14 protein-coding genes are annotated in these 12,562 nt (G+C 64.4%); 8 read left to right on the top strand and 6 right to left on the bottom strand.

Annotated features, from left to right (window positions below):
* The 4 genes from RFN30_RS25490 to RFN30_RS25475 all read right to left on the bottom strand — a co-directional run bounded on the left by RFN30_RS25490 (position 1) and on the right by RFN30_RS25475 (position 2,737).
* Positions 1–795, bottom strand: a complete 795-nt coding sequence (locus RFN30_RS25490; protein ID WP_320264830.1) for a hypothetical protein — start codon at positions 793–795, stop codon at positions 1–3.
* A 241-nt stretch (positions 796–1,036) separates the two neighbouring features.
* Positions 1,037–1,696: an HAD family hydrolase gene (locus tag RFN30_RS25485; RefSeq protein ID WP_320264829.1), complete on the bottom strand. Its 660-nt coding sequence runs from the start codon at positions 1,694–1,696 to the stop codon at positions 1,037–1,039.
* A complete protein-coding gene (gene dut / locus RFN30_RS25480) occupies positions 1,697–2,182 on the bottom strand; it encodes a dUTP diphosphatase (protein WP_320264828.1) in 486 nt (161 codons plus the stop codon).
* 84 nt (positions 2,183–2,266) lie between these two features.
* Complete coding sequence (locus RFN30_RS25475) at positions 2,267–2,737, bottom strand: Lrp/AsnC family transcriptional regulator (RefSeq protein WP_320264827.1); 471 nt, start codon at positions 2,735–2,737, stop codon at positions 2,267–2,269.
* Positions 2,738–2,852: 115 nt separating this feature from the next.
* Here RFN30_RS25475 and RFN30_RS25470 point away from each other — a divergent pair, with 115 nt between their 5' ends.
* From RFN30_RS25470 to RFN30_RS25460, 3 genes are all read left to right on the top strand, one after another.
* Positions 2,853–3,107, top strand: a complete 255-nt coding sequence (locus RFN30_RS25470) for a DUF6356 family protein (RefSeq protein ID WP_320264826.1) — start codon at positions 2,853–2,855, stop codon at positions 3,105–3,107.
* 16 nt (positions 3,108–3,123) lie between these two features.
* The gene (locus RFN30_RS25465; RefSeq protein WP_320264825.1) at positions 3,124–3,924 is read left to right on the top strand and encodes a class II glutamine amidotransferase; all 801 of its coding nucleotides are present in this window, start codon (positions 3,124–3,126) and stop codon (positions 3,922–3,924) included.
* A gap of 113 nt (positions 3,925–4,037) precedes the next feature.
* Positions 4,038–5,411, top strand: a complete 1,374-nt coding sequence (locus tag RFN30_RS25460) for an amidase (RefSeq protein ID WP_320264824.1) — start codon at positions 4,038–4,040, stop codon at positions 5,409–5,411.
* Here RFN30_RS25460 and RFN30_RS25455 read toward each other — a convergent pair.
* Both RFN30_RS25455 and RFN30_RS25450 read right to left on the bottom strand, forming a co-directional pair.
* Positions 5,405–6,478 carry an NAD(P)/FAD-dependent oxidoreductase gene (locus RFN30_RS25455; protein ID WP_320264823.1) on the bottom strand — a complete coding sequence of 358 codons (1,074 nt, stop codon included), beginning with the start codon at positions 6,476–6,478 and terminating at the stop codon, positions 5,405–5,407. The two genes, RFN30_RS25460 and RFN30_RS25455, sit on opposite strands and share 7 nt — an antisense overlap.
* Before the next feature lie 67 nt (positions 6,479–6,545).
* Positions 6,546–8,225 (bottom strand): winged helix-turn-helix domain-containing protein, encoded by a 1,680-nt coding sequence (locus RFN30_RS25450; protein ID WP_502572753.1) that lies wholly within the window; start codon positions 8,223–8,225, stop codon positions 6,546–6,548.
* Positions 8,226–8,565: 340 nt separating this feature from the next.
* On the opposite strand from RFN30_RS25450, the gene RFN30_RS25445 reads away from it, so the two are divergent.
* From RFN30_RS25445 to RFN30_RS25425, 5 genes are all read left to right on the top strand, one after another.
* A complete protein-coding gene (locus tag RFN30_RS25445) occupies positions 8,566–8,847 on the top strand; it encodes a DUF4242 domain-containing protein (protein ID WP_067003570.1) in 282 nt (93 codons plus the stop codon).
* A gap of 136 nt (positions 8,848–8,983) precedes the next feature.
* Entirely contained in the window at positions 8,984–9,220 is a 237-nt protein-coding gene (locus tag RFN30_RS25440) for a YjiS-like domain-containing protein (RefSeq protein ID WP_320264821.1), read from the top strand.
* 103 nt (positions 9,221–9,323) lie between these two features.
* Entirely contained in the window at positions 9,324–9,917 is a 594-nt protein-coding gene (locus RFN30_RS25435) for a TetR/AcrR family transcriptional regulator (RefSeq protein WP_320264820.1), read from the top strand.
* On the top strand, positions 9,917–10,846 hold the full coding sequence (locus RFN30_RS25430; RefSeq protein WP_320264819.1) for a haloalkane dehalogenase: 930 nt from the start codon (positions 9,917–9,919) through the stop codon (positions 10,844–10,846). The genes RFN30_RS25435 and RFN30_RS25430 overlap by 1 nt, the downstream gene beginning before the upstream one ends.
* A gap of 97 nt (positions 10,847–10,943) precedes the next feature.
* Positions 10,944–12,536, top strand: coding sequence for a peptide chain release factor 3 (locus RFN30_RS25425; protein ID WP_320264818.1), 1,593 nt, complete (start codon positions 10,944–10,946; stop codon positions 12,534–12,536).
* The last annotated feature ends 26 nt before the right edge of the window (positions 12,537–12,562 follow it).

The raw sequence follows: 12,562 nt of genomic DNA, 5'->3' as shown, positions 1-12,562 counted from the left end.
TCAGAAGCGCTTGGCGTTTTCTGCTGACAATTTCTCGAAGGCGTCGGAATTCTTGACGTAGCGCGACTTGGCCTTGTCCCAATGATAGGTGACGGAAATGTCATGAGAGGTAGCCTTTGGCGGCGCCTCGTCGCAGCTTTCCTCGCTCGGCACCGTCGCGTCCGTCACTGTGGTCTTGATGGGCGCATAAGCCTTGTGACCACCAAGGCTCCGGACGGCCAGGTTTTGCGTGCGCCGGTAGGCGCAATAATTTTCGTCGAACGTATAGATCGCGTCGATCAGGTAGAAGCGGTCGTTGCGGACCATGATCAGCATCGTGCCGACATAGCCCTGGTTCGAATTGAAATGCGTGCTCATGGTGACGATGGCATCGTCGCCAGCGGCGATCGAGACTTTGCCGGGCTCGCGAAAAGAGGTGCTCCTGTCGACGGCGACATTCACGGCATCGAGCAGCCTCGGCTTGCCCGTTACGTCGTAGAGAGCCAGAACGGCAAAGCCCTCGGCGCTGTCGGAGCCGTACCCAAGATCGTAAAGCATCGCCAACCGGTCCTTGCCAGCGGCCTTGATGGCGAGCACTTCGGCATTGGACAGGCTGGTGGTCGCAGGCGGCGAGCCGCCGCTGTCCGGGCCCTCGATATGGCGCATCTCGATCGGCACGGTGCCGTCGTAGAAGCCGTTGGCGCCTGCCGTCAGATCGGGAAAGACCATCCTGGCAAGGTCGAGATAGGTAACGTCGTGATGGCCGGGAATGGGACTGACCAGCTCGGGAAAGTTGGTCGCGTCCGCAAGTGCCATTGCGCACACCCACGGTAGCAGCAGCCAGGCAAGGCCAATTCGAAACAGACTGGAAATCATGGCGTGGCACCCCCTAGAGCCGGATGATTTCAGGTCGAGTCGACCTGAGATCTGAATCCGGCCCTCAATTAAAGAGGTAGAGCATGATGTCGTTCGAAAACCGCTCCACACTTTTCGGTATCATGCTCCGGGGCGCACGCTAGCACGGACCTTTGAAACGCACAGCGGGGCCGAAATCAGATCAGTGGATCGGCACCAATTCTGCCAGATTGCGCATGTCGTCGAACAGGACGCCGCCGGCTTCCGCCAGGCCCTCAGGGTCCGAGAAAGGATCCGCATGATAGGAGAACACGCGCATGCCGGCGGCAATGCCGGCCAAGGTGCCTGCGACGCTGTCCTCGATGACGATGCAATCGGCCGGCGCGAAGCCCATCGTCGCGGCCGCGTGCAGGAAGAGGTCGGGGAACGGCTTACCGCGCCCGACCATGATCGAGGAGAACATGGCGTGCTCGAACAGCGGCAGCAGCCCGGTCTGCCCGAGCGTGATATGCATTTTCGAGACCCGCGCCGACGAGGCGACGCAATAGGCGATGCCGGCGGCCCGCACCTTCTCGACGAAGTCGCGGACATAGGGGATCGCCTCGACGCCATGCGCGAACAGGTCCGGCAGGCCGGCGTTCCAGCGATCGACGAAGTCGGTGCCGAGCCGGATCTCGGTCGCCGCTTCGATCTCTTTCTGCACCGAGGCCATGCTGCGGCCCGAGAAGTTCTTGCGGCAATATTCGAATGTGGTTTGGAAGCCGGCGGCGGTCAGCCATTCGGCCAGACGCCGGTTGGCAAGGTTCTCGGTGTCGACCAGAACCCCGTCGCAGTCGAAGATGACCAGCTTTGGAACTTGCATTCAAGCGGTGCCAGTCGACCCGAAACCGCCGGCGCCGCGTGCCGTGCCGCCGGCGAGCGAGCGCTCCTCGCCGGCTACCTGCGTCATCGCGGCAAAGACGATCTGCGCGATCCGCATGCCGCGCGTCACGGCGAAATCCTCGTCGCCGAGATTGACGAGCAGCACCTTCACCTCGCCGCGATAATCGCTGTCGACGGTGCCGGGCGTGTTGAGGACGGTCAGCCCGTGCTTGAAGGCGAGGCCGGAACGCGGCCGCACCTGGCCTTCCATGCCTTCGGGGATTTCCAGGATCAGACCTGTCGGCACCAGCGCGCGTTTTCCCGGCAGGATGAGCAGCGGCCGGTCTTCCGGCACCGCGGCGCGCAGGTCCATGCCGGCAGCGCCCGCGCTTTCATAGGCAGGCAACGGCAAGCCCTCGCCATGCGGAAGCCTGACGAAACCGACGGTGGGGCCGATGACGGAGGAAGGATAGACAGCGGTGCGCATGAGCCCATTCCTATCGACGCGGGCACCGATTCGGTCAACCCGGCCGCGACGCTATCAACGCCTTTCTTTCAATGCGGTTCCGTGTCAGCGCAACTCCACCGGCACCACCGTTGTCTCCTTGATCTCTTCCATGACGAAGGAAGCCGAGACGTCCGACAGCGCCACCTTGGCGATCAGCCGCTGGTAGAGCCGGTCATAGGCCTTAACGTCGGCGACGCGGGCCCGCAGCACATAATCGAGATCGCCGGACATGCGGTAGACGCCGGTGATCTCGGCAAAGCCGGTCACCGCCGCCCGGAACTTCTGCAGCCAGTCCGGGTCGTGATTTGACGTGCGGATCAGGATGAACACCGAAAGGCCGAGCCCAAGCTTGTCGGCATCGACCAGCGCCACGCGCCCGGTGATGATGCCGTCCTCTTCCAGTCGCTTGACGCGCCGCCAGCAGGCATTGCGCGACAAGGCCACGCGGTCAGACAGCTGGTCGACGGAAAGCGTGCCGTCACGCTGCAGCTCGGCCAGTAATCTTCGATCAATTTCATCGAGTTCGAAGGGCATATTGGGATGAATGTCCCAATATGTACCGAAATTCAAGGACAATTTGAGACCGATGAACCTTCGACCCATGGCAGGATACCCATTATCGGGGCTCATCCCGGCAGGAGGGATCACCATGACGACACGGCTCACAGCGCTCTTCACGTCTCACCCGGCCAAGGTCGGCGAGACTTATTTCGGCCACATGGCCTTCGCCGCCTGGTTCTGTTCCCGCTTGTCGATGGCAGCGGGTGCCGCCCTCGTTCACGCTTTCTTGCCGTTTCTGTTCGAAACTACGGCGAGCCGAATCGTTCGCGAGCTCTACGAGCGCACGAACAACAGAGGTTCACACGCGGTGAAGGAGCCGGCGGCTCTCATCGACCGCGCCTGATAGATGGTGGGAAGCGATGTGCCGGTGGGCGGCCTATCTTGGTGAATCAGTCTTCCTCGAAGACATCATCACCGCGCCCTGCCATTCGCTGATCGCCCAAAGCCACTGCGCCCAGGAAGCCAAGTCGCCGACCAATGGCGACGGCTTCGGCCTCGCCTGGTATGGCGACCGACCGGAGCCCGGCCTCTATCGCGACATCCTGCCGGCCTGGTCGGATCCCAATCTGAAAAGCCTGTGCCGCCAGATCAAATCCGGCCTGTTCCTCGCCCATGTGCGCGCCTCGACCGGCGGCGCCACCAGCCGGATGAACTGCCACCCCTTCGTCTCCGGCCGCTGGTCGTTCATGCATAACGGCCAGATCGGTGGCTTCGAGAAGATCCGCCGCACGCTTGAGAATTCGCTTACCGACGAAGTCTTCGACCAGCGCGAGGGCACCACCGACTCCGAGCTCTTCTTCCTGCTGATGATCGACCAGGGGCTATCGACGGACCCGCAGGGTGCCGTATCGCGCGCGACCGGCCGCGTCGTCGAGGCTTCGCGCCGCGCCGGCATCGAGCCGTCCCTGAAGCTGACGGCGGCCTTTTCCGATGGCGAAGCGCTCTACGCCGTGCGTTACGCCACCGACGATCATGCGCCGACGCTTTATACCGGCGCCTTCGCCACGCGCCCCGGCCGCTGCCTCGTCTCGGAACCGTTCGACCGCGACGGCGGCGACTGGCAGGCGATCCCGCCGTCGAGCTTCGTCACCATGACGAGGGGCGGCACCAGCATCCGGCCGTTCGCGCCGGCGGCGGCCCCGCTGGCGCTGGCGGGCTGAACCGCAATTTCGATCAAGCACCGCCGTCCTCCCGATGCTGAACTCGGCTTGAAGCTACGTCGCGGTCCGCCATCTTGTAGGACACGCGCCGCTGCCCAGCCGGAGCACTCGTCATGAACCTTGCCTTCACCTCCGCCACCGAACTCGCGGCCATGATCGCCGAGCGCAAAATTTCGGCGGCCGAGGCGCTCGATGCGCATCTGGCGCAGATCGACCGGCACAACGAAGCGGTGAACGCCGTCGTCATCTTCGACCGCGAAGGCGCGCGCGAGCGAGCCAGGCAAGCCGATGTGGCGCTGGCGCGCAGCGACACGCTCGGCCCGCTGCACGGCGTGCCATTCACCTTGAAGGATGCGCACGAGACGGCAGGCATGAGGACCACCGTCGGCTTCCCGCCCTTTGCCGACTATGTGCCGAGGAGCGACAGCTCCGTCGTGGCACGGCTGAAAGCGGCCGGCGGCGTGCTGGTCGGCAAAACCAATGTCGCCACCATGCTGGGCGACTGGCAGTCGGACAATCCATTGTTCGGCCGCACCGGCAATCCATGGAACGTCGATCGCACGGCCGGCGGTTCCAGCGGTGGCGCCGCGGCGGCGGTTGCAACAGGCATGACGCCGTTCGAGATCGGCACCGACATGCAGGACTCCATCCGCCTGCCGGCCAGCTTCTGCGGCGTCTATGGCCTGAAGCCGACCGAGCATCGCATCTCGCTGGCCGGCGCTTTTCCCGATCCGGGCGGCGCTCCGCGCAGCGTCCGCTTGATGTCCTGCGTCGGGCCGGTTGCTCGCAATCCGGAGGACCTGGCGCTGATCTATCGGATCATTGCCGGTCCGGACGGAGCCGACACCGATCTGGCGCCGTTGCCGGTTGATCCGATGCCGAAGCTCGAGCTGAAATCGCTGCGCATTGCCTTCGCTGGCGCCTTCCCCGGCTTTCCGGTGGCCGCCGAGATCAACGCCGCGATCGAGCAATTGGCCGCCGCGCTCGCCTCCGTCGGCGGGCACGTCGAGCAAGCAAGACTGCCGAAGCTCGACCTGCATGACGACCTCGCCGAGGGTGGCAAGTTGATCGGCATGATGCTGGAGGCGGCGCAGCCGGAACCGCCGGCTGAGCCGACGCCGGTGTCGCGCTGGTTCGCCGCACTTGCCCGCCGCGACCGGTCGATCCTCGCCTGGGAGCGCTTCTTCGAAGACTGCGACGCCTTGCTCTGCCCGGTCGCGATGACCACGGCCTTTCCTCACTGCAAGCCCGGCAGCCCGCTCAAGGTCAACGGCAAGGAAGAGAGCTATTGGATGCTGCCGGCCTATGGCGCGGTCTTCGACTATTCCGGCCATCCGGCGCTCGCATTCCCTTGCGGGCAGGACGGCAACGGCTTGCCCATCGGCCTGCAGCTCGTCGGGCGGCACTGGTCGGAGGCGCGGCTGCTCGGCATCGCGGCGGCGATCGAGCCGTTCGCCGGCGGCTTTCGCCGCCCTCCGGACTACTGAGCGAAACGCGACAGAGTGTAAGGCGCGAGCAACGCATCGCGCTCGCCGTCGAGGATTTCGCGGGCCGCAAACAATCCCACGGCGGGTGCCAGCGTGATGCCGGAATGCGTGACCGCGATATAGAGGCCGCCGACGCCCTCGGCGCGGCTGACGATCGGAAACCCGTCGATCGGGGTAGGCCTGTAGCCGACTGTGTGGAAGTCGTACTCCAGCCCATCGGCGCCGCGCAGCATCGCCTGCATCGTTGCAAGCAACTCGCGCGCGGCGGCCTCGGGATTATCGCTTGGATCGCCGCCGCCGAAATCCGAGCCGGCGATGATGCGACCCTCGGCCGTCTGGCGCATATGCAGCGTCTCGGCCAGCACCAGTCCGTTGAGCAACCTCTTGTGCGGGCGCGAATGCACGATCAGGCCGGGCGGGGTCTCGATCGGCAGCTCGATGCCGGCCGTCGCGGCGATCGCCGGCGCGCCGGCGCCGGCGGCGATCACCACCTCGTCGGCGGCGATGGTTTCACCCGAGACCACGGCGGCCGTGACTTTGCCGTTCGTCAGCGCCAGCTTATCGACGGTTCCCATGATGATCCGCGCGCCGCGTCCTTCAGCGTCGGCCAGCAATGCCTTTGTTGCCGCGACCGGCTCCGCCACGCCTTCCTTGGCGACATAAAGCGCAAAATCGGGAATCTCCGCCAGATTGGGCTCGATGCGCGCCGCCTGCTTGGCGTCGACGCGCTCGATGCCGTAGCCCCAGGACGAATGCTCGGCCGCATAGGCTTCGAGCCTGTCCGCCGGCAGGTCCCAGCACAGGCCGCCGCACCAGGCAAGCGGCAATCCTGGCAAGTCCTTCGCCAGCCGATTCCATTCGGCCATGGCGCGGATGCGCAGCCGGAAATAGGTTTCCGGGTTGCCCCAGCTTGCATTGATCCAGGCGAAGGAATTGGGCGTCGCGACACCACCGGCGCCGCTTGTCGAGACGACCGTCACCCGCGCGCCGGCCTTCGTCAGATGCCAGGCGATCGATGCGCCGATGATGCCGGCGCCGATGACGATGACGTGTTTTGCGCTGCTCATGCTGGACCTTTGGGGAGATTTTCCCCGTCATGCCATCGCGCCGGCTCGGCCTCAAGCGGGAAGATTTCTACGCGCCGCCGACTGCTGTCTTAGGCGCATCCGAAAGCAGGTCTTTCAGTTCTTCGTATCGCCGCATGAGACGAGGCGAGTCCACTTTCGTTGCGACCGCCATAACGCTGCCGAGCTCCAGCTCCGCACCGATGCGATCGCCGAGTTGAATGAGGAGCGCAGCCAGCGACAGCCTCGCGTCGGCGACATTGATCGGCGAGCCGATTTCGGTCCAGCACGAACATGCAAGCTGCAGCTCCCGCGCGGCCTCGGCCAAGCGATTCTCGCGCATGAAAAGCTCTGCCTTGGCCTGCGCGGTCAGTGCCCGGATGGAAGCCATCGGCCAGCGCAGCGGCTCCTTCTCCAGTTCGGCAATGACTTCTCTCGCGCGCTCCAGCCGATCGGTACGTGCCGCCACTTTGGCAAGTGTGGCGAGTACGAGACCGCGCCGCTGCAGCGTCGGCCAGCCATTGCCGACCAGGGATCGCTCAAGCGCGCTGAAAGCGGCCTCCGCCTGGCCCTGTTCAAGCTGCAGCAGGGCGAGGCCGGGCTGTGGATCCCATCCTGCTGCGTGCGACGCGCGGTAGGCTGTTTCTGCTTCGGCGAAATTTCCGGCAGCAAGATGGATGTCGCCCAGAACCCGCAAGGCATCGCCCGTCGCCCAGGGTGCATCGAGAGCCAGCTGGTCGAGAGCGGCGCGCACCAGTACCTCCGCTTCCTTCAGCGTGCCGTGGATGCCGAGCACCTCGGCCCGATGCAGCCGGCACGATCCCGACAGGTTCTCCAGCCCGTGTCCCTTGCACCAGTTTTCGTAGCCGGAGGTCCATTGGTTGGCCCTCGCCCAGTCGCCGAAGTTCCTGCAGGACCAAAGGATGTTGCAATAGAGGATGCCGCCGACAACCGGGTCTATATCGCTTGAGAGGCCGAGTGCGGCGGCGAAATCCTGGTCCTCCTGGCCGGATTTGGTTTCCCCGAGGCAAAGTTTGAAGAAGCCGCGATAGATCAGGCCGAGCGATTCCACGACCGGGTCTTCGAGATGTTTGCCGACTTTGAAGGCCTGCTCGGCAAATGCAAGCGCCTGCTCGGGTTCTGCTTCCGCGCCCATGAGACGCGCTCCCATCCAGCACCACAGGCCGTGCTCCCTGCTGCCGGTTGCGCTGTCGATCAGCTGCGCGGCGCGCTTGTGCCAACCTTTGGCGACGGCGAGCTCGCCCCTCTCCAGATGGATCCGGGCAAGCGTGACTGCCGGGGACGCCGCGCGCAGGCGCTCGCCGGCGACGCCATATTCCGTTACCGCGCGGGTCAGGAATGGAATGGCTTCAGTCGGTTGCCCCATGCATTCCAGCGCCAGCGACCATTCCTCGAGATCGGCCGTCAGCAACTCGCCGGCGGCGTCCGCTTCGGCGAAAGCGGCCGCGGCATCTTGCCATTTCCTCGCCGCGACCGCCGCGCTAGCGGACAGGATCGCTGAGCCGGGGCTCGACGGCTTGCTCCCCGCTTCGACCGGAGCTGATTTGGTTTCCAAGACGGCTGGTTGATCGAGGCAAATGCGGTAACCGAAGCGGGGCAGGTTGCGCAGCGCCGTCTCCATGCCGCCCTGGCGGAGAATGCCGCGGGCAAGGCTTGCCACGCGCTGCAGCGAAGCTTCGGTCACCGTCACGCCCGGCCACAGGGTTTCAAGCAACTCGTCCTTGCTCATGGCCCGCTCCTGATGTCGGAGCAGAATGGCGAGGAAATCGAAGACCAGGGGCTGCACCTCGATCTCGCCTTCGCCGAGACGAAGGGCGCGGGAATCCTGGTTAAGCTCGAAGTCGCCGAAACGATAAATTCCCATCGGCAGCTACCCCCGTAACGGCAATAGGCAAAGGATCAGAAGAAGATAAGGCCGGCGTAAGGACTGTTGGCCGCCTCTTGCGCAATTCTCCATCTGCCCGGCGAGCCAGGCTGCAGTTTAGCTCAGCGGCCCCGGGGATGTCACCGGCGTCGACCTGGTCGAGCGTCCGGAGGCATTTCAAACCTCAGATCAAGGAGATTGCGAAATGCAGAAATACATCATCGAACGGGAAATCCCCAAGGTCGGCACCTTCGAGCGCGAGCAGCTTCGCGACGCCTCCAAGGCCTCGAACGCCGTTCTTGCCGAGCTCGGCCCGGACATCCAGTGGGTGGAGTCCTTCGTGGCGGACGACAAGACCTTCTGCGTCTACCTCGCCAAGGACGAGGCGATCATCCAGCGCCACGCCAAGATGAGCGGCTTCCCGGCAACCAAGATCACGCAGGTGAAGCGCCTGTTCGATCCGACGACGGCTTATGCCGCCGCCTGATCGGGAGATGGATCGTGAGGCGCTTCGCAGGCGAGCTGCGAGCATGATCGATCCTAATCTTCTGTCAGCAAAACCCTTTGGGAGGGCCAGCGCTGGCCCTCCCAATTTCATCATTCAACCAGAGGGAGATAAAAGCATGACTATCCTTGGACAGCAGCTTACGGCTAACCGCTCCGCGCTAGGGCGCTTCTTCGCCGCGGTCGTCGAGATCAGCCATTCCGGCGGAAACCTGCTTGCGCGCATCGTTCGAATCCGCAGAGACCGCGTCACGTTGGACGAGTTGCCGGACTATCTGCTGCGCGACATCGGCATCGAGCGGTCGGAGATACGATCGATCACCAGGTTCGGCCGCCGGGAGGACGGTAGTGCGTGAATTGAGGATGGAGTTCTTCGCCATTTGGCCGGTTCCCAGCAGCCTTTTCGCCGGCGCAAGCCTAGGGGCTTGACATAAATACGTACGTACGTATTATAGCCAAATGGCTAGGCAATCACTTCGCGAAAACCTTCTCGACGCCGGTTTCCGGACGATCTGGAATTATGGTTACACCGGTGCTGGTGTGCGCGACATCGTCGCCGCGGCCGGCGCCCGGCCGGGCTCCTTCACCAACCACTTTGCCTCGAAGGAAGAGTTTGCCGGCGAGGTGTTGGAGCGCTACTTCGCCTATGTCAGCGGGCTGGTCGAAAAAGCGCTGGCAAACGACGGCACGCCGCCCGCCGGCCGGCTGCGCCGCTATCTCGACGTCATCATCTCCAAGCTCGAAGCCCATGACTGGGCGCGCGGCTGCATGATCGGCAATCTCAGCCTTGAGACGGCGGTTCATAGCGAGCCGCTCAGGCTGCGGCTGGTCGACATTTTCGAGCGCTGGCGCCAGCCATTCGCGGCCTGCATCGCCGAAGGTCAGGCCACGGGCGAGATCACCAACGCATTCGATGCCGATGACCTCGCCGATTTCCTGCTGTCGTCCTGGCAGGGCGCCATGCTGCGCATGAAGGTCGAGCGCAGTCCGGCGCCGCTCGAGCGGTTCAAGAAAATCATCTTCGGCACCGTGTTTGGGAAGGAGAAAGCGTGATGAATTCGAAAACCGACGGACAACAGACCGGCGCCGCCGCCCCGCGGCGTTCACAAGTCGCCGTGCTCGATTCCAGCATGTCCTACCTGGAGGCTGGTGCGTCTGGCCCGACCGTGCTCTTCCTGCACGGCAACCCGACCTCGTCATACATCTGGCGCAACATCATTCCGCATGTCGCGCAGGTCGGGCGGTGCATCGCGCCGGACCTGATCGGCTACGGTCAGTCGGGCAAGCCGGATCTCGACTATCGCTTCTTCGATCACGTCCGCTACCTCGATGCCTTCCTCGATGCACTCGATATCATGGATCTGGCGATCGTCGCCCAGGACTGGGGCACCGCACTTGCGTTCCATCTCGCGGCAAGGCGGCCGCAGCGCATTCTGGGACTTGCCTTCATGGAATTCATCAGGCCCTTCGAGCGCTGGGAGGATTTCCATCAGCGCCCGCAGGCGCGCGAGCTGTTCAAGGCGCTGCGCACGCCGGGCGTCGGCGAAAAGCTGGTGCTGGAGGAGAACGTCTTCGTCGAGAAGGTGCTTCCGGCTTCCGTGCTGCGGCCGATGAGCGGGGAGGAAATGGCCGCTTACCGGGCGCCGTTTTCGACAACCCAGTCGCGCAAGCCGGTTCTGCGCCTGCCGCGGGAATTGCCGATCGAAGGCCAGCCCGCCGACGTTGCCGCCATCAGCAGGCACGATCACCGGGCGCTGCGGCTTTCCTCGTATCCGAAGCTGCTTTTTGCGGGCGATCCCGGTGCTCTGATCTCGCCGCAGGCGGCACAGGACTTTGCCGCGGGTCTGCAGAACTGCCGGTTCATCAATTTAGGCCCGGGCGCCCATTATCTGCAGGAAGACCACCCTGACGCGATCGGCAGCGCTATCGCCGCCTGGCTGCCGGAGATCGCGAAGGCGGAAAGCATGGCTGAGCTGGCCTGAGCCGGAACGGCAAGGCCAAGGTGTTCTCCCGTCGATGTCGACAGGTCGGCGCGGCGCTGGTAGAAGCGCCGCCTGTCACACGGAACGCCTGGAAGAAATGCCCGAGACCATTCCCGAAGAGGTATCGCGCCGCCGCACCTTCGCGATTATCGCGCACCCCGACGCCGGCAAGACCACGCTCACCGAAAAGCTGCTTCTGTTCGGCGGCGCCATTCAGCTTGCCGGCGAGGTCAAGGCCAAGAAAGACCGCATCCAGACCCGGTCGGACTGGATGAAGATCGAGCGCGAGCGCGGCATCTCGGTCGTCACCTCGGTGATGACCTTCGAGTATGACGACAACGTCTTCAACCTGCTCGACACGCCCGGCCACGAGGATTTCGCCGACGACACCTACCGCACGCTGTCGGCGGTCGACTCGGCCGTCATGGTCATCGACGCCGCCAAGGGCATCGAGCCGCGTACGCTCAAGCTGTTCGAGGTCTGCCGGCTGCGCGACATCCCGATCATCACCTTCGTCAACAAGATGGACCGCGAGAGCCGCGATCCGTTCGAGATCCTCGACGAGATCGAGCAGAAGCTGGCGCTGGACACCGCACCCGTCACCTGGCCGATCGGCCGCGGCAAGACCTTTTCCGGCACCTATCACCTGGCGCAGAACGCGGTGCGCAGGAGCGACGACGAGAAGGAGCGCACGCCGGTCCATGGTCCGGATTCCAACCGCGTCGCCGGGCTTTTGCCGGAAAACGAGCGCAACGACTTCATCGAGGAACTGGAACTGGCGCGCGAGGCCTGCCGTCCGCTCGACGTCGACGCCTTCCGCGAGGGTCACCTGACGCCGGTCTATTTCGGCTCGGCGCTGCGCAATTACGGCGTGCGCGACCTGATCGAGGCGCTCGGCGCCTATGGGCCGCCGCCGCGCGCCCAGGAAGCCGATGAACGGACGGTCGAGGCGACCGAGGAGAAGATGACCTCCTTCGTCTTCAAGATCCAGGCCAACATGGACCCCAACCATCGCGACCGCATCGCCTTCGTCCGCGTCTGCTCGGGCAAGCTGGAGCGCGGCATGAAGGCCAAGCTGGTGCGCACCGGCAAGCCGATGAGCCTGTCGGCGCCGCAGTTCTTCTTTGCCCGCACCCGCGTCACCGCCGACGAGGCCTTTGCCGGCGACGTCGTCGGCATCCCCAATCACGGTACGCTGCGCATCGGCGACACGCTGACCGAAGGCGAGGAGATTCTGTTCCGAGGCGTGCCGAATTTCGCGCCGGAAATCCTGCGCCGCGTCCGCCTGGGCGACGCGATGAAGGCCAAGAAGCTGAAGGAGGCGCTGCACCAGATGGCCGAGGAAGGCGTCGTGCAGCTGTTCTCGCCCGAAGACGGCTCTCCGGCCATCGTCGGCGTCGTCGGCGCGCTGCAGCTCGATGTGCTGAAAGAACGGCTGAACATCGAATACACGCTGCCGGTGGATTTCGAGATGTCGCGCTTCTCGGTCTGCCGCTGGATCGCGGCCGACGACAAGGCGGAAGTGCAGCGCTTCATCGAAGCGCATCGCGGCGACATCGCCCGCGACCTCGACAACGATCCGGTCTTCCTCGCCCAACATGCCTTCTCGCTGAACTACGAGGCCGAGCGCTGGAAAGCGATCCGCTTCACCGCCGTCAAGGATTACCAGGTCCGCGACAAGGCAGCGTAAGGCGCGGCGCCCCCTGCTCCCCTTGT

It is taken from the genome of Mesorhizobium dulcispinae (genome assembly GCF_033977345.1).
Taxonomy (GTDB): domain Bacteria; phylum Pseudomonadota; class Alphaproteobacteria; order Rhizobiales; family Rhizobiaceae; genus Mesorhizobium; species Mesorhizobium dulcispinae.
The sequence above is the reverse complement of the archived record's forward strand: the minus strand, read 5'-3'. Positions and strand labels throughout refer to the sequence as shown.